20 protein-coding genes are annotated in these 20,239 nt (G+C 71.2%); 8 read left to right on the top strand and 12 right to left on the bottom strand.

The window, feature by feature from the left end; translation table 11 throughout:
• Positions 1–26: 26 nt before the first annotated feature.
• From OG580_RS31910 to OG580_RS31900, 3 genes are all read right to left on the bottom strand, one after another.
• Positions 27–794: an SDR family oxidoreductase gene (locus tag OG580_RS31910; RefSeq protein WP_267047111.1), complete on the bottom strand. Its 768-nt coding sequence runs from the start codon at positions 792–794 to the stop codon at positions 27–29.
• Between the two features lie 33 nt (positions 795–827).
• Positions 828–1,592: an SDR family NAD(P)-dependent oxidoreductase gene (locus tag OG580_RS31905; RefSeq protein WP_267047110.1), complete on the bottom strand. Its 765-nt coding sequence runs from the start codon at positions 1,590–1,592 to the stop codon at positions 828–830.
• Positions 1,593–1,674: 82 nt separating this feature from the next.
• Positions 1,675–2,832 (bottom strand): acyl-CoA dehydrogenase family protein, encoded by a 1,158-nt coding sequence (locus OG580_RS31900; protein ID WP_267047109.1) that lies wholly within the window; start codon positions 2,830–2,832, stop codon positions 1,675–1,677.
• Between the two features lie 177 nt (positions 2,833–3,009).
• On the opposite strand from OG580_RS31900, the gene OG580_RS31895 reads away from it, so the two are divergent.
• Positions 3,010–4,185: a thiolase family protein gene (locus OG580_RS31895; RefSeq protein ID WP_267047108.1), complete on the top strand. Its 1,176-nt coding sequence runs from the start codon at positions 3,010–3,012 to the stop codon at positions 4,183–4,185.
• Between the two features lie 66 nt (positions 4,186–4,251).
• On the opposite strand, the gene OG580_RS31890 is transcribed toward OG580_RS31895, so the two are convergent.
• The 7 genes from OG580_RS31890 to OG580_RS31860 all read right to left on the bottom strand — a co-directional run bounded on the left by OG580_RS31890 (position 4,252) and on the right by OG580_RS31860 (position 10,627).
• Positions 4,252–5,361, bottom strand: a complete 1,110-nt coding sequence (locus tag OG580_RS31890; protein ID WP_267047107.1) for a CaiB/BaiF CoA-transferase family protein — start codon at positions 5,359–5,361, stop codon at positions 4,252–4,254.
• Entirely contained in the window at positions 5,358–6,515 is a 1,158-nt protein-coding gene (locus OG580_RS31885; protein WP_267047106.1) for an acyl-CoA dehydrogenase family protein, read from the bottom strand. The genes OG580_RS31890 and OG580_RS31885 overlap by 4 nt, the downstream gene beginning before the upstream one ends.
• Positions 6,516–6,565: 50 nt before the next feature.
• Positions 6,566–6,973, bottom strand: a complete 408-nt coding sequence (locus OG580_RS31880; RefSeq protein WP_267047105.1) for an SDR family oxidoreductase — start codon at positions 6,971–6,973, stop codon at positions 6,566–6,568.
• A gap of 26 nt (positions 6,974–6,999) precedes the next feature.
• A complete protein-coding gene (locus OG580_RS31875) occupies positions 7,000–7,389 on the bottom strand; it encodes a MaoC/PaaZ C-terminal domain-containing protein (protein ID WP_267047104.1) in 390 nt (129 codons plus the stop codon).
• The gene (locus OG580_RS31870; protein ID WP_267047103.1) at positions 7,386–7,844 is read right to left on the bottom strand and encodes a MaoC family dehydratase N-terminal domain-containing protein; all 459 of its coding nucleotides are present in this window, start codon (positions 7,842–7,844) and stop codon (positions 7,386–7,388) included. The genes OG580_RS31875 and OG580_RS31870 overlap by 4 nt, the downstream gene beginning before the upstream one ends.
• A gap of 3 nt (positions 7,845–7,847) precedes the next feature.
• Entirely contained in the window at positions 7,848–9,035 is a 1,188-nt protein-coding gene (locus OG580_RS31865) for a lipid-transfer protein (RefSeq protein WP_267047102.1), read from the bottom strand.
• Between the two features lie 248 nt (positions 9,036–9,283).
• Positions 9,284–10,627 (bottom strand): MFS transporter, encoded by a 1,344-nt coding sequence (locus tag OG580_RS31860; RefSeq protein WP_267047101.1) that lies wholly within the window; start codon positions 10,625–10,627, stop codon positions 9,284–9,286.
• Between the two features lie 152 nt (positions 10,628–10,779).
• Between OG580_RS31860 and OG580_RS31855 the strand changes: the two genes are divergently transcribed.
• The 7 genes from OG580_RS31855 to OG580_RS31825 all read left to right on the top strand — a co-directional run bounded on the left by OG580_RS31855 (position 10,780) and on the right by OG580_RS31825 (position 18,909).
• Entirely contained in the window at positions 10,780–12,042 is a 1,263-nt protein-coding gene (locus OG580_RS31855; protein WP_267047100.1) for a CdaR family transcriptional regulator, read from the top strand.
• A 112-nt stretch (positions 12,043–12,154) separates the two neighbouring features.
• Positions 12,155–13,378 (top strand): TetR/AcrR family transcriptional regulator, encoded by a 1,224-nt coding sequence (locus OG580_RS31850; protein ID WP_267047099.1) that lies wholly within the window; start codon positions 12,155–12,157, stop codon positions 13,376–13,378.
• Positions 13,379–13,808: 430 nt separating this feature from the next.
• Entirely contained in the window at positions 13,809–14,672 is an 864-nt protein-coding gene (locus OG580_RS31845) for an ABC transporter ATP-binding protein (RefSeq protein ID WP_267047098.1), read from the top strand.
• A 71-nt stretch (positions 14,673–14,743) separates the two neighbouring features.
• Entirely contained in the window at positions 14,744–15,547 is an 804-nt protein-coding gene (locus OG580_RS31840; RefSeq protein ID WP_267048202.1) for an ABC transporter ATP-binding protein, read from the top strand.
• Entirely contained in the window at positions 15,544–16,434 is an 891-nt protein-coding gene (locus OG580_RS31835; RefSeq protein ID WP_267047097.1) for a branched-chain amino acid ABC transporter permease, read from the top strand. Before OG580_RS31840 ends, OG580_RS31835 begins: the two co-directional genes overlap by 4 nt.
• Before the next feature lie 37 nt (positions 16,435–16,471).
• Complete coding sequence (locus OG580_RS31830) at positions 16,472–17,650, top strand: branched-chain amino acid ABC transporter permease (RefSeq protein WP_267048201.1); 1,179 nt, start codon at positions 16,472–16,474, stop codon at positions 17,648–17,650.
• Positions 17,647–18,909, top strand: coding sequence for an ABC transporter substrate-binding protein (locus OG580_RS31825; protein ID WP_267047096.1), 1,263 nt, complete (start codon positions 17,647–17,649; stop codon positions 18,907–18,909). Before OG580_RS31830 ends, OG580_RS31825 begins: the two co-directional genes overlap by 4 nt.
• Positions 18,910–19,001: 92 nt before the next feature.
• Here the strand turns inward: OG580_RS31825 and OG580_RS31820 are convergent, their stop codons facing one another.
• Both OG580_RS31820 and OG580_RS31815 read right to left on the bottom strand, forming a co-directional pair.
• Positions 19,002–20,000, bottom strand: coding sequence for a zinc-binding dehydrogenase (locus OG580_RS31820; RefSeq protein ID WP_267047095.1), 999 nt, complete (start codon positions 19,998–20,000; stop codon positions 19,002–19,004).
• Between the two features lie 24 nt (positions 20,001–20,024).
• The gene (locus tag OG580_RS31815) at positions 20,025–20,162 is read right to left on the bottom strand and encodes a hypothetical protein (RefSeq protein WP_267047094.1); all 138 of its coding nucleotides are present in this window, start codon (positions 20,160–20,162) and stop codon (positions 20,025–20,027) included.
• Positions 20,163–20,239 lie beyond the last annotated feature (77 nt).

Here is a 20,239-nt window from a genome sequence, read left to right as displayed (position 1 = left end):
AGGGCCCGGGGGCCCGCGGCGGAACGTCAGCCCTTCGGGCCGCCCGCGACGTAGAGGATCTGGCCGTTGACGAACCCGGCCTCCTCGCGGACGAAGAAGGAGACCGCCTGCGCGATGTCCTCGGGGCGGCCGCCCCGGCGCACCGGGATGGCCTTGGCATAGCGCTCGGTGAACTCCTCGAACGTGATGCCCATGCGCTCGGCGGTGGCCTCGGTCATCTCGGTGGCGATGAAGCCGGGGGCGACGCAGTTGACGGTGACGCCGAACGGACCGAGCTCGATCGCCAGGGTCTTGGTGAGGCCCATCAGGCCGGCCTTGGCGGACGAGTAGTTCGACTGGCCCCGGTTGCCGAGGGCGGCGGACGAGGACAGGTTGACGGTACGGCCCCAGCCTGCGGCGGTCTGGTGGCGCTGCACGGCGCGCGCCATCAGGAAGGCGCCGCGCAGGTGGACGCCGATGACCGAGTCGAAGTCCCGGTCGGTCATCTTGAAGACGAGGTTGTCCCGGATGATGCCGGCGTTGTTCACCAGGACGGTGGGGGCGCCGAGTTCGGCCGCGACGCGGGCGACGCCCGCCTCGACCTGCTCGGAGTCCGAGACGTCGCAGCCGACCGCGAGGGCGCGTCCGCCATGCTTCTCGACGGTCTCGACGGTCTTGGCGCAGGCGGCCTCGTCGAGGTCGAGGACCGCGACGGCGAAGCCGTCCCGGGCGAGGCGGGCCGCGATCGCCGCGCCGATGCCCCGGGCGGCACCGGTGACGACGGCGACCTTCGGGGCGGGGTGGGTAGTGGACACGGTTGCTCCCTGTGGCACGTGTGGGGGGACGGTCTACTTCGGAGCCATGCGGATGGCGCCGTCGAGGCGGATCGTCTCGCCGTTGAGCATGGGGTTCTCGATGATCGAGGTCGCCAGGTGGGCGTACTCGGCGGGGTCGCCGAGGCGGGAGGGGTGCGGGACCTGGGCGCCGAGCGCGTCGAGGAACTCCTGCGGCTTCTTGTTGAGCAGCGGGGTGGAGAAGAGGCCGGGGGCGATGGTGACCACGCGGATCTTCGCCGCCGCCAGGTCACGGGCGATCGGCAGGGTCATGCCGACGATGCCGCCCTTGGAGGCGGAGTAGGCGCACTGGCCGATCTGACCCTCGAAGGCGGCGGCGGAGGCGGTGTTGATGATGACGCCGCGCTCTCCGTCGACCTCGTCGGTCTTCGCCATCTCGGCGGCGGCGAGGCGCAGCACGTTGAAGGTGCCGATCAGGTTGACGCCGACGACGAACTCGAAGTCCTCCAGGGCGTAGGGCGTGCCGTCGCGGCCGACGGTGCGGCCGCCCTTGCCGAGGCCGGCGCAGTTGACGGTGATGCGCAGCGGTGCCTGGGCCGCGGCGGTGGCGACGGCGCGGGCGGCGTCGTCGGCGCTGCGGACGTCACCGGCGACGAAGTGGGCGCGCTCGCCGAGTTCCTTGGCGATCTGCTCGCCCTGGGAGGTGGGCAGGTCGAGCAGGACGACGTGCGCACCCTGGTCGAGCAGGCGCATGGCGGTGGCGAGGCCGAGGCCCGAGGCGCCACCGGTGATGACGGCGGAGACTCCGTTGATCTGCATGGTGAGGGTCCGTTCTCTTCGATGTCAGAGGTGAGTCGGGGACGGACCGGAGGCCCGATCGGAAGGCGACTCAGGGGGCTGCTCAGAGGCCGATGGACTTGGCGATGATGGTCTTCATGACCTCGCTGGTGCCGCCGTAGATCCGCATGACGCGGGTGTCCGCGTACAGGCGGGCGATCGGGTACTCCAGCATGTAGCCGTAACCACCGTGCAGCTGGAGGCACTTGTCGATGACGCGGCTCGCGGTCTCGGTGCACAGCAGTTTCGCCATGGCCGCGTAGTCGGCGGAAAGCTCGCCCCGCGCGTCGCGCTCCAGGGCCTCGTACGCCATGAGCTTGGCGGCCTCGACCTCGGTGGCGCACTCGGCGAGCGCGAACTTGGTGTTCTGGAAGGAGGCCACGGACTTGCCGAAGACCTGGCGGTCCCGGGTGTAGTCCTTGGCGAAGGACACCGCCGCCTCGGCGGCGGCCGCGGCCTGGACGGCGATCACCAGGCGCTCGCGCGCGAGGTTGCGGCCGAGGCAGAAGAAGCCCTCGTCCTGCTCGCCCAGCAGGTTCTCCGCCGGCACCTTCACGTCGGTGAAGGAGAGTTCGGCGGTGTCGGAGGCGTGCAGGCCGATCTTGTCCAGGCTGCGGCCGACCGCGAACCCTTCGCTCCGGGCGTCGACGACCAGGATCGAGAGACCCTTGCGGCGGTTGTCCGCGGGGGCCGGGGACGTACGGCAGACCACCAGGACCAGGTCGCACTGGGTGCCGCCGGTGATGAAGGTCTTGGCACCGTTGAGGACGTAGTGGGTGCCGTCCTCGGAGAGGGCGGCCTTCGTCTGGATGCCGGCGAGGTCGGAGCCGGTACCGGGCTCGGTCATCGCGATGGAGAGCATGAGGTCGCCGGAGACGCAGCCGGGGACCCAGCGCCGCTTCTGCTCCTCGGTCCCGAAGTGCAGGAGGTACGGCAGGATGATGTTGGAGTGCGTCATCGCGGTGCCGAGGGTGGCCCCGGCCCGGGCGACCTCCTCGGCGAGCACGGCACCGAAGTGGTGTCCGGTCTGGGCGCCGCCGCCGTACTCCTCCGGCACCTCCATGCCGAGCAGGCCGAGGGCGCCGAGCTTGCGGTAGAAGTCGCGGGAGACGGCCTTCGCCTCGACCCAGTCCTGCAGGTGCGGAACCGCTTCCTTGGCGAGGAAGTCCCGGACCATCTGTCGGAACGCCTCGTGCTCCTCGTTGAAAACCGTGCGCGGCATGGCTGCCTCTCTCTTGCTCTCGGGTTAGCCAGTTTTCACTTTTACGTCCGACTACTCAACTGTCAAGGGGTTCGATGCGCGATCCGAACCCTGGACACGGAGGTTAGCCTGAAATAACTTGAAGCGACTCGCGCCCGGGCGCGAGCGCGCCTTCCACCCCTCTTCCAGGAGCAGCCCATGCGTGACGCAGTGATCGTGGACGCCGTGCGAACCCCCGTCGGGAAGCGGGGAGGGTCCCTCTCCGGCATCCACGCCGTCGATCTCTCCGCCCATGTCCTGACCGCGCTCGCCGAGCGCACCGGTCTCGACCCCGCCACCGTCGACGACGTGGTCTGGGGCACGGTCTCGCAGGTCGGTGAGCAGTCGGGCGTCGTCGGCAGGTTCGCCGCACTCGCGGCCGGCTGGCCCGAGTCCGTGCCCGGTGTCTCCGTCTCGCGCGCCTGCGGCTCCTCCCAGCAGTCGGTGCACTTCGCCGCGGGGCTCGTCGCCGCCGGGCAGTACGACATCGCCGTGGCGGGCGGTGTGGAGTCGATGAGCCGGGTGCCGATGGGCTCGGCCCGCGAGGTCCCGGGCGCCGGAAGGGCGTACGGACCGCTCGTGCTCGACCGCTACTTCCCCGACGGGCAGGGCACCTTCGACCAGGGTGTCGGCGCCGAACTGATCGCCGAGCGATACGGTTTCACCCGCACGCAGCTCGACCAGCACGCCCTGGACTCGCACGCGCGGGCCGCCCGGGCCGTCGACGAGGGCCGCTTCGCCGCCCAGATCGCCCCGGTCACCGTCACCGACGCGGACGGCACCGTGCGCGTCTTCGACACCGACGAGGGGGTGCGACGCGGGTCGACCCTGGAGAAGCTCGGCGGACTGAAGACCCCGTTCAAGGCGGACGGCGTGGTGAGCGCCGCCAACTCCTCGCAGATCTCCGACGGCGCCGCCGCGCTGCTCATCACCACGAGCGAGATCGCCCGCCGCAACGGCTGGACCCCGATCGCCCGCGTCCACACGGCCGTCCTCGCCGGCGTCGACCCGGTCACCATGGCCCTGGGCCCGGCCCCGGCCACCGCCAAGGCCCTGAAGCGCTCCGGCCTGTCGATCGGCGACATCGGCGCGTTCGAGATCAACGAGGCGTTCGCCCCGGTCACGCTGGCCTGGCTGCAGGAGACCGGCGCGGACTACGCGCTGATGAACCCGCTCGGCGGCGCGATGGCGATCGGCCACCCGCTGGGCGGCTCCGGAGCCCGCCTGATGACGACACTGGTCCACCACATGCGGGACAACGGCATCCGTTACGGCCTCCAGGCCATGTGCGAGGCCGGCGGCATGGCCAACGCGACGATCCTCGAACTCCTCTGAAGCACCGGTCGATACGGAGAGGGGGTGCTGCCATCGGCAGCACCCCCTCTTCGCATGCTCGTCACGTCACCGCACGAGGCCGACCTCCGCCAGGACCTCCTGGGTGTGCGCGCCGACCACCGGCGCCGGCCGCGGTGTGCCGGGCGGGGTGCCCTGGAAGCGCGGGGCGGGGGCGGGCTGGAGCACTCCGCCTTCGGTGTAGTACGTGCCGCGCGCCAGGTTGTGCGGGTGGGCGGCTGCTTCGGTCAGCCCGTACACCGGCGTGACGCAGGACTCCGTTCCGTCGAAGGCGGCGGTCCACTCCTCGCGGCTCCGGCCTGCGAAGACTTCGTCCAGGCGTGCTCGCATGGCGGGCCAGCTGTCCCGGTCGTGCTGCTTGGCGAACAGCGGGTCGTCCGTCAGGCCGAGCACCTCCAGGAGCGTGGCGTAGAACTGCGGCTCGACGCTGCCGACAGCCATGTGGCCGCCGTCGGAGGTGCGGTAGGTGCGGTAGAAGGGGGCACCACCATCGAAGAGGTTGACACCGCGCGCGTCCTCCCATCGGCCCACCGCGAGCAGGCCGTGGACGAGGGCGAGCTGGACCGCCGTGCCGTCGGTCATGGCGGCGTCGACGACCTGGCCCTCGCCCGTTCGCTCAGCGCTGACCAGTGCGGTGGTGATACCGAGGGCGAGCAGCATGCCGCCGCCGCCCATGTCGCCGACGAGGTTCAACGGGACGGGCGGATTCTCGCCCGCGCCGCCCATCGCCCCGAGCGCACCCGCGACGGCGATGTAGTTGATGTCGTGGCCGGGTGCCTGGGCGAGCGGGCCGTCCTGGCCCCAGCCGGTCATCCGGCCGTAGACGAGCTGGGGATTGCGGGCCAGGCAGACGTCCGGCCCGAGGCCCAGGCGCTCGGCGACGCCGGGGCGGAACCCTTCGATGAGGGCGTCGGCGGTGTCGATGAGTGCGAGGACGGCCTCGACGTCCGACGGGTCCTTCAGGTCGAGGACGACGGAGCGGCGGCCTCGGTGCAGGATCGGGTGCTTCGATGCGGTGCCGGCCTCGGCGGGCCTGTCGATGCGGATGACCTCGGCGCCCTGGTCTGCCAGGAGCATCCCGGCGAACGGGCCGGGCCCGATGCCGCCGAGTTCGACGACACGGATGCCGGCCAGCGGGCCGGCGGTGCCCGCCGTCACAGACCCAGGTCCTTGGCGATGATCGTCTTCATGACCTCGCTGGTGCCGCCGTAGATCCGCGAGACGCGGGTGTCCGCGTACAGCCGGGCGATCGGGTACTCCAGCATGTAGCCGTAACCACCGTGCAGCTGGAGGCACTTGTCGATGACCCGCCCCGCGACCTCGGTGCCGAACAGCTTGATCTTCGCGGCGTCGGCGCCGGTCAGTTCTCCCGTGTCGTCGAGTTCGATGCCCTTGTCGACAAGGGCCTGGAGGGCCTCCACCTCGGCGGCGCACTCGGCGAGCACGAACTTGGTGTTCTGGAAGGCCGCCACCGGCTTGCCGAAGACCTGGCGCTCCAGGACGTACTCCCGGGCGAACTCGATCGCGGCCGTGGCCGTGGCGACGGCGCCCACGCCGATGGAGAGCCGTTCACGGGGCAGGTTCCGGCCGAGGTACGAGAAGCCCTTGTCCTGCTCGCCGAGCAGGTTCTCGACCGGCACCCGGACGTCGGTGAAGGAGAGTTCGGAGGTGTCGGAGGACCGCAGCCCGATCTTGTCCAGCTTGCGGCCGTAGGCAAAGCCCTCGCTGTCGGTCGGGACGACCAGCAGGCTGAGGCCGTGGCGGCGGTCGTCGGCGCCGGCGGGGGCGGTGCGGGCCGCGACGACGCACAGTTCGGAGTTGCGGGCGCCGGTGATGAAGGTCTTGGATCCGTTGAGGACGTAGTGGGTGCCGTCCTCGGAGAGCTTGGCCGTGGTGCGGATCCCCGCGAGGTCGGAGCCGGTGCCCGGCTCGGTCATCGCGATGCACAACATGAGGTCGCCGGAGGCCACGCCCGGGAGCCAGCGCTTCTTCTGCTCGTCGTTCGCGAGGTCCAGCAGGTATGGCAGGACGATGCCGGTGGACACGCCGTAATGACCGAAGGAGACGGCGGCGCGTGCGCACTCCTCGTTGATGACGACCTGGTACTTGTAGCTGGTCTCGCCGGCGCCGCCGAGCTCTTCGGGGATGTCGAAGCCCATCACACCGAGCGCCCCGAGCTTCCGGAAGATCTCGCGGTCGACGAGGTTGTCCCGCTCCCACTGCTCGAAGTGGGGCTTCACCTCCTTGGCGATGAAGTCCCGGATCATCGCCCGGAAGTCCTCGTGCTCCTGGGTGTAGAGGGTGCGCTTCATGTGTCGGTCCTGTCGTTGCTGTCGTTGCCCGGTGGGTGGATGAGGGGTGGTCAGCGGGAGCCGCCGTCGACGGTGACGACCTGGGCGCTGATGTAGTCGGCCTCCCGCGTACAGAGCAGGTAGACGGCGCCCGCGGCCTCCGCCGGGGTACCGGGCCGGCCGAACGGGTTGCCGCGGGCGACGGCGGCGGCGATCTGCGGGCTGACGCCGACCTTGATCTTCCGGCCCTCGATCTCGACGAACGCCTCGTCGTCGGCGGTCGCCTCGGTCATGCGGGTGAGGATGAAGCCGTACGCGACGGCGTTGACGTTGACCTTGTAGCGGCCCCACTCCTTGGCCATGGTCTTGGTCAGACCGATGACGCCGGCCTTCGCGGCGGAGTAGTTGGCCTGGCCGGGGTTGCCGTACTGGCCCGACACGGAGGAGATGTTGACGACCCTGCCGTCCAGGGTTCCCATGATGATGTACGTCCTTGCGGTGAGGGTCAGTCGGCGGTGACGACGGCGGAGCCCCGGAGGGTCACGGTGCCGTCGGGCAGGGCGACCGTCAGGTCGACGTGGGCGAGCCCGTCCTCGACGGCGGTGACGGTGCCGGTGCAGACGGGCGTGGCGTTGACAGGGGTGATCGCGGAGAACCGCACGCCGAAGGAGCGGACGCGCCCCTGCGGGACCCAGTCGGTGAGCAGCCGCCCGAGGTACGCCATCGAGAGCATGCCGTGGGCGAAGACGTCCGGGATGCCGACCGCCTCGCACGCGTCGGTGTCGATGTGGACCGGGTTGTGGTCGCCGGAGGCCCCCGCGTAGAGGGCGAGCGCGGTACGGGTGACCTTCGGGGCCTGGATGGTGAGCGAGTCGCCCGTGTTCAGGGTGGTCATCGTGGGTCCGCCTTCGGGTCGCGCACCACGATGGTGCTGGTGAGCGTGGCGATCGGGGCGCCGTCGCGGGTCACATGGGTGTCGCGCACGATGAACTCCAGCGCGCCGCCCTTCTTCGCGTACACGTCCTTGACCTCGGTGACGAAGGTGAGCGCGTCTCCGGCGTACGCCTGGGCGTGGTACGCGAACTCCTGGCCGCCGTGCAGGATCGTGCGTACGTCGACACCGAGGTCGGCCAGGAACCTGCCCCGGTCGGGGTTGTCCATCTCCAGGCAGAACAGGAACGTCGGCGGAATCGGGAGGTCGCGGTGGCCGGCGGCCGCGGCGGCCACCGGGTCGGAGTAGATCGCGTCCGTCTGGCCGGTGGCGCGGGCGAAGAACCGGAGCCGGCCGCGTTCGGCCTCGGTCGCGAAGGCAGGGGTGCGACTGCCGATGAGGGCGGGGTCGATGGCCATGGGTCAGGACACCTTCTCGAAGAGGGTGACGACACCGGCGGTGCCGAGGCCGAGGTTGTGCTGGAGGCCGAGGGTCGCGCCCTCGACCTGGCGGGCTCCCGCGTCACCGCGCAGCTGCCAGGTGATCTCGGCGGTCTGCGCGAGACCGGTGGCGCCGAGCGGGTGGCCCTTGGAGAGCAGACCGCCGGACGGGTTGGTGACGACGCGGCCGCCGTAGGTGTTGTCACCGTCGAGGATGAAGCGTTCCGCGCCGCCCTCGTCACACAGCCCCAGGCCCTCGTAGGTGAGGACCTCGTTGACGGTGAAGCAGTCGTGCAGCTCCACCACCTTGATGTCGCGCGGATCGACGCCGGCCCGCTCGTAGACCTCCGTCGCGGCGGCCCGGGTCACATCGATGCCGACGAGGGACATCGCGCTCTTCTTGTCGAAGAGGCCGGCGGCGTCGGACTGGAGCGTCTGGGCGGCGATGGCGACCTTGGGGTCGAGGCCGTACCTGCGGGCGAACTCCTCGGAGCACACGATCGCGGCGGCGGCTCCGCAGGTGGGCGGGCAGCACTGAAGGCGGGTGAGCGGACCGGCCATGTGCGGGGAGTCCAGTACCTCCCGCTCGGTGATCGGCTCGCGGAAGACGGCGTACGGGTTGTTCGCGGCGTGCCGCCGGGCCTTCACGGAGACCTTGGCGAAGGTGTCCGTCCGCATCCCGTACTTGTCCATGTACTCGATCCCGGCGGCGCCGAAGTACTGCGGGGTCATGGGGAGGGCCGGGTCGACGTCGTACACGTCCTTCAGGACGGCGGAGAAGTCCGTCAGGGGGTTCGGCCGGTCGGTCCACTTGGCGCCGAGGGCGCCGGGCGGCATCTGCTCGAAGCCGAGGGCGAGCGCGCAGTCGACCGCGCCGCTCTCCACCGCCTGCCGGGCGAGCCACAGGGCGGAGGAGCCCGAGGCGCAGTTGTTGTTGACGTTCAGCACGGGCACCCGGGTCATTCCGAACCCGTAGACGACGCGCTGGCCGCAGGTGGAGTCGCCGTACACGTACCCGGCGTACACCTGCTGGATCCGTTCGTAGGCGAGTGCGGCGTCCTGAAGGGCGGCCCGTAGGGCCCCCGTGCCCATCTCGTCGTACGTCCCGGCTGCGCCGGGCTTGGCGAACGGGACCATCCCGACCCCGGCCACCAGCACTCTGCGACCCATGCAATCCTCCAGCCACTAGGTTAGTGCAGATTCACTTTCTTGCCCGTTTGGCCAGGTGTCAAGGGATCCCATAGAGCAAGTGATACTTTTCCAGCGATTCACGTCGCCGATCTGGGTGTCCCGGACGGCGACGGCACGGAACACAGCAGTGCCCGCCGCGCGGATCGCTCCGAGCGGCGGGCACAGGTCCCACAGGTCCCACAGGCCCCACAGGTTGCACGGGGTACCTCGCGGGTGCCGACCAGGAATCAGGACTTCGCCGCGAGCTTCGCGGCGTCGCGCGCGGGGTCGACGAGCGTCAGTGCGGCGGCGGCCCCGATGATCATCGTGACTCCGAGGACCAGGAAGCCGTCCCCGTAGCCGAGCGCGACGGACTCGCCCGAGTCGACGAGTCTGCCCATCACCAGCGGGGCCACGACACCGCCGAGGCTGTAGATGCCCGTGATGATCCCGAAGACGGTGCCGCGCTGCTTCGCCGGCACGACATCGGCGAGACCGGCGAAAGCGACGCCGTACCCCGCGGAGTTCAGACAGGAACCGAGGACGAGCAGCGTCATCTGCGGCACGCCGCGGTCCAGCGAGGAGAAGGCGATGGTGCACACCCCGGAGGCGACGACCATCGCGCCGGGCAGGATGCCGCGTGTCATCCGGCTGCCGATGCCTCGCCTCGTCATGGCACTGGAGAGCAGGCCGACGAGAATCACGGCGATCGCGGACCCGAGGTAGGGCAGGGCGACCAGGTTGCCCGCCGCGGTGGCGTCGTAGCCGAGCCCCTCACGCAGGTAGAGCGGCAGCCAGCTGACCTTGACCGAGGTGTTGGCGTAGGCGACGAAGAAGAGCAGCGCCATGCCGATGAGCGTCCCGGTGGAGAACAGACGCCGCAGCGGAATCCGTTCGGGCAGCACCGGCACCGCCCCGCCTTGTGCCGTTCCGTGACCATGCCCGTGACCGGCGGACGCCACCTCGGGCCCCGAATCGCCGCCGATCAGCCAGAGCCCCGCGATCACCGCGCCGACGACCGCGAGGACGGCGAAGGCCGTGTGCCAGGAGTGCGTGAGGATGACCCAGGTCAGCACGGGCGCGGCGATGAGGGGGCCGATCCCGGCGCCGGCGACGACGATCGAGCTGGGCACGGCGCGCTTGTGCGCCGGGAACCACGAGTGCGCCACCTGCATCGCGAGGGCGGTCGTCGGCCCCTCGGCGAGACCGAGCAGTATCCGGCAGGCGACGATCGTGGTGAAGCCGACCTGGGCGGCCATCGGGGCGAGGCTGAGCGCCCACAGGGCGGCGATCCCGGCCAGCAGCCAGCGTGCCCGCACCTTGCCGCCGAGCCAGCCACCGAGGACGGAGCCGACGGCGAAGAGCCAGAAGAAGCTGCTCTGGATGACACCGAACCGGGCGTCGTCCAGGCCGAGCTCCTCCTTCATGCCGACTCCGGCCAGCCCGACGACGACCTTGTCGGCGTAGTTGACCAGCATCAGGCACACGAGCAGCGCGAGCACGACCCATGCCCTCCGCCGCACGGGGGTCGCACGGCCCGGGGCCGCATCCTCCGACTCGGATGCGGACACTTCCTGCTGTTCGACGGCCACGACGGCCCTCCCTTGTGCAGCGGCGCGAATGTGGCAGGAAGTGAATCACTCCTAACTCATGTAGACAAGGGTTCAAATCGATATGACCTGGCTCTGGACGCATGAGTGACTCGTCTCTAACTTGACACTGTTCGACTCACGCGGAGGTGACGATGAACCAGCCGCACACCGGCCTGTCGGTACGGCACCCACGTCCGTCCCATCGGTCGCCCGGGCTCCCCGGCGAACCCTCGAAGGAGGGCGCCGCCCGCGTGCTGCGCCATGCGGCGGAGTTGCTCCTTCCCCGGATTCCCACCTTCGCCGAGTCGGCGCTGACGGAGCTGCGCGGCGCCAGTTCCTACTACGGGAACCCCCTCCTTGCGCCGCCCGACCTGCGGGAGTCGGCCCACACCGCGCTGGAGTGCTTCGTCGGCGGGATGGTCGAGCCGAGCCGCATGTCGGAGTCCGGCGAGTACGCCTGGCACACCGGCGGCAAACGGGCCGAAGAGGGCGTGCCCCTCCAGGCCGTGCTGCACGCCTACCGGGTCGGTGGCGCGGAGATCTGGGACACCCTGGTCGGCCTGGTCATGCGCGACTGTCCGGAGCAGGGGCATCTCATGGCCTTCGCCGCCAATGAGGTGTGGGGCCGGGTCGACCGCGACACCGCCCTGGTCGTCGAGGCGCACCGGCGCGCCGCCGGCCGTCTCCCCGAGGACGACGGCCGCAAGCAGCTGCCCCTCCTGAAGGTCCTGCTGCGGGGATACACCGAGGTCACCCGCGTGTCGGCCATCGCCGTCGCGCTCGGCCTGCCGCTGCACGCCCGCTACGCGGTGGCGCTGCTCCGCGGCAGCCACGTGGAGCGCTCCGTCACGGAGCCGGCCCGCGAGGTGCGCGACGGGATGGAACTGCACTGGTGCCCCCAGGAGGACGGCCTGGCGGTGGTGGCCCTGCTCGGCGACCGCTCCGCCGAAGACCTCGCGGCGGTGATCCCGACGTCGCCGGGGCTGCGCGGGGGGATCAGTACCGTCGTCTCCGGCCTCATGGAGCTCGGGCGCGCACGTGAGTTCGCCGAGCTCGCCCTGAACAGCTGCTCGGCGGACGGTGAAGTCGCCCGCCTCGCGGACCGGCTGCCCGGGGCGTTCATCCTCGCCCGCCCGGATCTGGCACAGGAGTTCGCCCTCCAGGTACTCGGTCCCGTGCTCGAAGTGGATCCGGCGGAGCGCGATCACCTGCTGGCCACCCTGGCGGCCTGGCTGGACTGCCAGGGCTCGACGGAGGAGGCGGGCAAGCGTCTGTACTGTCACCGCAACACCGTGCTCAATCGGCTGCGCCGGCTGGAGCGACTCACGGGACGGCTGCTGGCCCGGCCGCGTGACGTGGTCGACCTGGCGTTCGCCCTGGAGTCGCACCGGCTCACCGACAGAGGGAATCCTTGAGTGAGCAGACATTCACTTTCCGGCACGTATCCACTCTCTCGTGGAGCCTGGAAGTGAGGCGTCAGAGTGAGCCAGTGATCACCTCACTGCCCCGATGTTGTACTTTTCCCAGATGACCGACAGCGAGGGACGAGCGGGGATGCAGACCGAGGGGACGCGGCGGAAGACCGCGCGCAGGCCTCCCGACCGCAAGGCCCGGATCGTCTCCGCCGCGGCCGAGCTGTTCCGTACCCGCGGCTACCACAACGTCTCGCTGGCCGATGTGGCGACCGAGGTCGGAATCACCGCCCCGGCTCTCTACCGGCACGTCCGCGGCAAGCCCGACCTGCTGCTCCACGTCGTGGAGTCCACCGTCGCCGCCGTCGCCTCGTCCGTCGCGGCCGCGCCCGACCTCGACGCCTATCTCCGCACGTCGGCCTCCGAGACCCAGGACCGCCGCGGGTCGGCCGTCCTGTGGCAGCGCGAAGCACGCCACCTGCCGGAGGACCGCCGCAAGGAACAGCGTCAGGCGCTGAACGGCGTCGCCGAGGCGATCGGCGAGCTGATCCACGCCGCGCGGCCGGAACTGGACCACGCCGACCGGCAGTTGCTGGCCTGGGCCGTCCTGGCGGTGTACGGCTCCGTCTCCTGGCACCGTACGTCGCTCCCCCGCCGCCGTTTCGAGGAGCTGCTCTACCGGCTCGCGTACGCCGCGGCGCACTGCCCGCTCGGGACCAGCCCGGCCCCCGAGACCGCGCCGTCCTCGGGCGGTTATGCCGGCCTCGCGATGTCCCGGCGCGAGGAGATCCTCGTCGAGGCGATCCGGCTCTTCGACGAGCGGGGCTTCCAGTCGGTGAGCACCGACGACATCGGCGAGGCCGCCGGCGCGACGGGCCCGAGCATCTACAAGCACTTCCCCACCAAGACGGACCTGCTGGTCGCCGCCGTGGTGCGGGGCGGCGAGCAGCGCAGGGCCGGCACGGCACGAGCCCTGTCCGGACCGGGCACACCACGCGAGACGCTGGAGCGACTGCTGCGCTCGTACGTCGAGTTCGCCGTCGGTCAGAGCCATCTGATCGGCCTTCTCATCGGCGAGCTCGACCAGCTGCCGGAGAAGGAGCGCAAGGCAGCACGACAGACCCAGCGCGAGTACCTCGGACTCTGGGTGCGACTCCTTGACGAGGTGCGCCCGGGGCTCGACCCGGCCGAGGCACGGATCACCGTCGTCGCCGTCCTCACCGTCATCGACAACGCCGCCCGCACGGGCGCTTCCGGAGACCGCCCGGACCTCGCCGACCGCCTGACCGAGATCGGCACCGCCGTACTGCTGGCGGAAGGCGCGCCCGACCCGGCGTAAGGGTGCTGCCGCGTCCCCGGCCACGGGGTCGCGATGGTGAAGCGGGGGGCGAACGTCCCGACCAGCACCGCGCGTGCGGCCCGAGAGGCACTCCACAGCCTTTCGCCGGGCCCTCACGTTCGACCACCCGGGACTGCCTCCTCGGGCCCCACTGCATGGCGTGACGCCACCCGCCCCGTTGTGCCTCGTCCCACCGCCGCCCTCCTGACGAGGGACCCGGCACACGATCGGTGTACGAGGCAACCGAGGGTCCGTACACCTCTGGACGTCGCCTTCTCCCGCGCCGCATGCTGCGGGCCTCCGGCCTGTGCGAAGCAGGGCGACCTGTCCGGATCGCCCGCCGCCATGGGAGCCCGCCACCGCGGCTCCACGCGACCATCCGCTGTTCGCGGCCGGCCTCACTCTCGCTCCGTACAAGAAAGCGGGCCGCATGAGCTCGTCCTCTCCACCTCAGCCCCCGTCGCCGCCGCCGACCGTGCCGTCCGGCACGCTGGAAGTCCAAGGCCTCTCCGTGACGTACGGACGGTCGGTGACCGCACTGCACGACGTGTCGCTCACCGTCCCGGCCGGGGGCATCGTCACGATGCTCGGCGCCAACGGGGCCGGCAAGTCCACGCTGCTTCGCGCCGTGTCCGGCACCCTGCCCCTGCACTCCGGATCGGTGAGCGGTGGCCGCGTCGACTTCGGCGGAGTGCCGCTGACCGGGCGGGCGGCGGCCGACGTCGTGGCCGCCGGCGTGGTGCAGGTGCCCGAAGGCCGTCGCGTGTTCGCCGGACTGTCCGTCGCCGACAACCTCAGGGCCGGGCGCCTCGGCGTCCCCGGCCGGGGTCGCGAGGACGCCCGCCGGGCCGCAGCCGAGGTGTACGCCCTCTTCCCGGTACTCGCCGAGCGGAGTGGGCAGGCCGCCGGCCTGCTCTCCGGCGGTGAACAGCAGATGCTCGCCATCGGGCGGGCCCTGATGGCCCGGCCACGGCTGCTGCTCCTGGACGAGCCCTCCCTCGGTCTCGCCCCGCTCGTTGTCGCGAGAATCGCCGAGGTGGTGCGGCACATCAACGCACAGGGCACCGGCATCCTGCTCGTCGAGCAGAACGCGGCCCTCGCCCTGGAACTCGCCGACCACGCGTACGTCCTCGACGTCGGCCGGATCCGGCTCGAAGGGCCCGCCGACGAGCTGTCCCGCTCCGACGAGGTCCGGCGCCTGTACCTCGGCGAGCGGCCGGAGGGCGGCGACGAGCCGGGGCTCAACGGCGAGGAGGCGACTCCGGTCGCCTCGCTGGGCAGGTGGTCCCGTTGATCCGCGAGCTGCTGCGCCGCACTGTCTCGCCCACGACGACGTACGCGTCCTCCCAGGAGGACGTACCGGCGCTGACCGTCGAGGACGTGACCGTACGCTTCGCCGGCCTCACCGCCCTGGACGGCGTCGGGTTCACCGTCGCACCGGGCAGCGTCCACGCGTTGATCGGCCCGAACGGGGCCGGTAAGTCCTCCTGCTTCAACGTCCTCTCAGGGGTCTACCGCGCGGCGAGCGGCAGCGTGCGCTTCGGCGAGGCAGAGCTGACCGCCCTCCCGCCGCACCGGATCGCCGCCCTCGGTGTCGCCCGGACCTTCCAGAACATCGTCCTCACCCGGGGAACGGTCGCGGACAACCTGATGCTGGGCCGCCAGACCCTGACCCGCGCCGGCTTCGCCGCCACGGCACTGAACCTGCCGAGCGTGGTCCGGGAGCAACGCCTGCACCGCGAACGCGTGCGCGAGATCGCCGAGTTCACCGGGCTCGGAGCGCTCTTCGACGCACCGGTCGCCCTGCTGTCCTACGGGGACCGCAAGCGCGTCGAACTCGCCCGGGCACTCTGCATGGAGCCCAGGCTATTGCTCCTCGACGAGCCGGTGGCCGGGATGAACACCACCGAGCGTCTCGGCATGGCCCGCACCATCGCTCACATCAGGGACTCTCTCGGCGTCTCCGTCCTGATCGTCGAGCACGACATGGGGATGGTCATGCGGATGGCGGACGAGGTGACCGTCCTGGACTTCGGACGCCGGATCGGCGGCGGTTCGCCCGAGGCCGTCCAGCGTGATCCGGCGGTGATCCAGGCGTACCTGGGCGGCACCACCGCCCCTGCCACCATCCCGGCCCCCGACGCCCCTGACACGGAGCAGGCTTCATGAACACGCTCGTCCAGACCGTCTTCAACGGCATGGCTCTCGGCTCCGTCTACGCCCTCGTGGCCCTCGGCTTCTGCCTCGTCTTCAAGGCGTCCGGCGCCGTCAACTTCGCCCACGGCTCCCTCCTGCTCCTCGGCGGCTACCTGGTCGCGGTTCTGCACGAGCCGCTGGGCTTCGCGGGAGCCCTCGCCGCCGCCGCACTCGGGACGGCCGCCGCGGCAGCACTCGAAGCGCTCGTCCTGCGCCGGGTCGCGAAGGCCAACGGCCCGGCTGTGCCGACCATCCTCACGATCGGCGTCGACATCCTGCTGCTCACGGAGCTCGCCCGGCGGATCGGCGGCGACGTCCTCGGCACCGGCGACCCCTGGGGAGCCGACGTGCTCACGGTCGGCGGCGTGACCGTCGCCCAGGCCCGGGTGTACTCGCTGCTCGCCGCCGCGCTCCTGGTCGGCGCGTTCCTCGCGGCCTTCCGCTGGACGGGCTGGGGCCTGTCCATGCGCGCGTACTCCTCCGACGCCGAGGCCGCCGCGCTGATGGGCGTACGGGGCGACCGGCTCCGGATGAGCGCCTGGCTGCTCGCGGGTGCGCTGGCCGCGGTGGCCGCCGTGTTCCTGGCGGCGTTCCCCGGCACCGGCATCGACCGGACCACCGGCCAGATCGCCCTCGCCGCGTTCCCCGCGGCGGTGCTCGGCGGACTCGGCTCGGTCGGCGGCGCACTGCTGGGCAGTCTGCTCGTCGGCATGGCGGAGGCACTGGCCACCGGCTACCAGCAGCAGTTGAGCGGACTCGGCTCCGGCCTCGCCGAAGTCGTCCCGTACGCCGTGATGGTGCTGGTCCTGATCGTCCGGCCCCAGGGCCTGCTCGGAGCCAAGGAGTCCACCCGTGTCTGAACTCTCCTCAGCGGCCCGTACGTCGGTCGCGCGGCGACTGCGCGCCTTCGGCCCCCGGCGGATCGCCGCCCTGGCCGGCTGTCTCCTGCTCCTGGCACCACCCCTCTACCTCTCCTCCTTCTGGCTCCAGACCGGGCTCTTCGCGATGGTCGCGGTGATCGCCGCGATCGGCCTGAACCTTCTCGTGGGAACGGCCGGGCAGCTCTCCCTCGGCCACGCGTTCTTCCTGGCGGTGGGGGCGTACGGCTACACGTGGCTCGCCGACGACTCCCACCGCTCGGGGACGACCGAGCTCTCGGGCATCGGGCTTCCCCCTCTGGTCGCGTTCGTCGCGGCGGTGGCACTCGCCGGTGTCGCGGGCGCCGCCTTCAGCCCCCTGTCGGGCCGGCTGCGTGGCATGTACCTCGGGGTCGCCACGCTGGCCCTGATCTTCTTCGGCCACCACGCGATGCTCAACGCCGAGTCGTACACCGGCGGTTTCAACGGCCGGACGGTCCCCGACATGGAGATCCTCGGGCTGAGTCTGGGCGACGCCGACGACGGCCTGGCGGTGCTCGGCGTTCCCTTCGGGGGACTCGAACGGCTCTGGTACTTCGGCCTGGTGCTGGTCGCGGTGGCCGCCCTGGCGGCCAGGAACCTCCTGCGGGGCCGTCCCGGCCGTGCCCTGGGAGCGCTGCGCGACAGCGAGGTGGCCGCCGCCGTGATGGGGGTCCCCGCCGCCCGGTTCCGGGCCTCCGCCTTCACGGTCTCGTCGATGTACGCGGGCGCCGCCGGAGCGCTCCTCGCCCTGGCCGCCCAACGGGTCGTCCCCGACTACTTCAGCCTGCTGTTGTCCATGGACATGCTCGCCATGATCGTGATCGGTGGTCTCGGCTCCGTCGCGGGCGCGGCGGCCGGAGCGGTCTTCGTCAGCGTGCTGCCGCAGCTCCTCGCCCACTACTCCGACGCCCTTCCGCTGGTGGTTTCCGCCGGTTCCACCGAGCCGGGGCTCGGCTCGGCCGACGCGGCGCGCTTCCTCTACGGCGCCGCGCTGGTCCTGACTCTGGTCTTCGCCCCGGGAGGACTCGTCAGCCTCGGCGGCAGGCGGGCCGCCGGTCGCCTCCGGGCACTGCCGTGGCCGCGTCGCCCCGCCCCCTCCTCCCTGACCGCGCCTCTCCCTCTGCCTTCCACCGGTACCACCACCGGCGGCGACACCCTCAAGGAGCACACACCGTGAACCGCAGAAAGTCCCTCGCAGCCGCCGCGGCGGCCACCTCGCTGGCGATCGTCCTGGCCGGATGCAGCACCAAGGGCGGCGAGCCCGCCGGTTCCGCCGACAAGGCGGGCATCAAGACCGGCCCCGGCATCACCGAGGACAAGATCAGCGTCGGGATCCTGACCGACCTGAGCGGTCCGGTCGCCCCGCTCGGCAAGAGCGCACTGCAGGCCGAGCAGCTCTACCTGAAGCAGGTGAACGCCGCGGGCGGCGTCTGCGGGCGGACGATCGAACTGGTGGTGCGCGACCACGGATACGACGTGCAGAAGGCCGTCTCCGCCTATGCCGAGATCGAGCCGCAGATCGCGGCGCTCGGCCAGCTGAGCGGCTCGGGCCAGACCGCCGCCCTGCTGGACGGCATCGAGAAGGACAAGCTCCAGTCGATCCAGATCGGCGCCTCCGGCACCGTCCTCGGCAAGCTCCATCTGCGGCTCATGGCCAGCACGTACGACATCGACATGGTCAACGGGGTCGGCTTCCTGGTGAAGGCGGCGAAGCTGAAGAAGGGCGACAAGGTCGGCCACGTCTACATCGAGGGCGAGTACGGCGGCAACGCGGCCGAAGGCGCCCGGTTCGCCGCGCAGAAGGCCGGGGTCACGCTCGTCGCGCAGACCGTGAAGCCCACCGACAAGGACCTGACCGCGCAGGTGACCGCCCTGCGTGCGGCGGGCGTCAAGGCCATCGTCTTCAGCGGCGTCCCGGCCCAGACCGCCTCCCTCGTCGGCGTCGCGGCCGCCACCGGCCTGAAGGTGCCGGTCCTCGCCAGCGCCCCGGCCTACGTACCGCAGCTCCTGGCCACTCCGGCGAAGCCGGCGCTGGAGAAGATGCTGTACGTGGCCAGTCCCTGGCCCGCCCTGAGCGTCGAAGAGCCGTCGGTGAAAAAGCTTGTCGCCGACTACGCCAAGGCGTACCCCAAGGACCCGGTGAACCAGGCGGCGCAGGCCGGCAACGGGGCCGGCGCCCTCCTCGTGGGCACCCTCAAGGCGGCCTGCGAGGCGAAGGACCTCAGCCGTGACGGCATCAGCAAGGCGCTGCGCAGCCTCACCGCGTACGCCGAGGGCTTCCACGAGCCGCAGGACTTCTCGGACCCGGCCAAGGCGTCCAGCACGAAGACGTACATCGCCCAGCCCGCCGCGGGTGTTCCGGGCGGCATGAAGCAGCTCCAGGGCGCGACCGAGGACCCGGCGCTCGCCGAGTACCTCGCGGCGCACGGAAGCTGACCCCTCGCGGGCACGGTGACACGACCGCACGGGACGCCGAAGGGCGCTCCCGTGCGGTCGTATGTGTGGGGGGGGTGCTCCGCGCGGGGCACTCACGCACCGGTGAGAACGACGAGCTTTCCGACGGCGCGCCCCTGCTCCATGTCGGCGTGGGCCTGGCGGATGCCGTCGAGGGAGTACGTGTTGACCGGCCCCAGGCTGATGTGGCCGTCGGCGATCCCGTCGAGGAAACGCTGCAACACCGAGGCGGGGAGGTCGGCGCTCTCGCCGCCGTAAGCGGTCAGCCGTACTCCCTTGGGGAGGTAGCCGATCGGGTAGAAGTCGGGCACGGTCCACTGGTTGGACAGCATCCCGGTGAAGCACACCGTGCCGTGCACGCGGGTGGCGGCGAGCGTGTCGGGCAGTGTCGGGGTGCCGACGAGTTCGATCGCCGCGTCGACGCCTTCGGGAAGGAGTTCGCGCACGGCGCCCGCGACGCTCCCGTCGTCGATCAGCACGTGGTCCACACCGTGTTCCTTGAGCGCGTCGGCGCGGTCCGGGTTCCGGGTGGTCGACAGGACCGTCGCACCGAGGTCCTTGGCCAGCGCCGCGGCGGCCAGTCCGACCGAGGAGGTGCCACCGCGGACGAGGAGGCTCTGACCGGCCGCCAGGTCGAGCCCCGTGGTCAGCGAGCCGTACGCGGTCTGCAAGGTCTCGGGGACCGCGCCGATCACCTCCCAGGGCAGTTCGGAGGTGAACGGGATGACCTGTCCCACGGGAACGAGGCAGTACTGGGCGTAGCCGCCGTCGTAGGTGCGGCCCATGCCGCCCATCATCGTCGCGACCCGCTGCCCGAGGGCGAGGCCGCCGTCCGCGTCCGCGGGGTCGAGGCCGTCGAGGACGCCGACGGCCTCGATGCCGGGTACGCGCGGGAAGGTGACGCCCTCGGCAAGGCCGAGGCGGGTGTGCAGTTCGGAACGGTTCAGGCCGAACGCCTTGACCGCGATCCGTACCCACCCGGGCCGGGTCGCCGGCACCGGGCGTTCGGTCACCACCAGGTTCTCCACCGGACCGGGCCCGCTCAGGACCACGGCCCGCATCGTCTCGTTCATGGCTGTTCTCCTCGTCTCGTCCGGTCAGACGACGGGGGCGGACTTGTCGAACTTGTACCGGAAGATCCACCACCCGCCCGTCAGGCGCACGAAGACGAACGACTCGCGTTCTCCTCGGGCGAGGTCGGCCCGGAGACACGCCGGGCGTGTGGACGCCTCCATACGGGTCCGTCCGGAACGGGACGGCACACGCGCGAGCGGGCCCGTGCCGCTCGGCGGCACGGGCCCGCTGTCGGACA

This window comes from Streptomyces sp. NBC_00094 (assembly GCF_026343125.1).
GTDB lineage: Bacteria > Actinomycetota > Actinomycetes > Streptomycetales > Streptomycetaceae > Streptomyces.
Note: the sequence above shows the minus strand (reverse complement) of the source record. Positions and strands in the feature narration are given on the sequence as shown.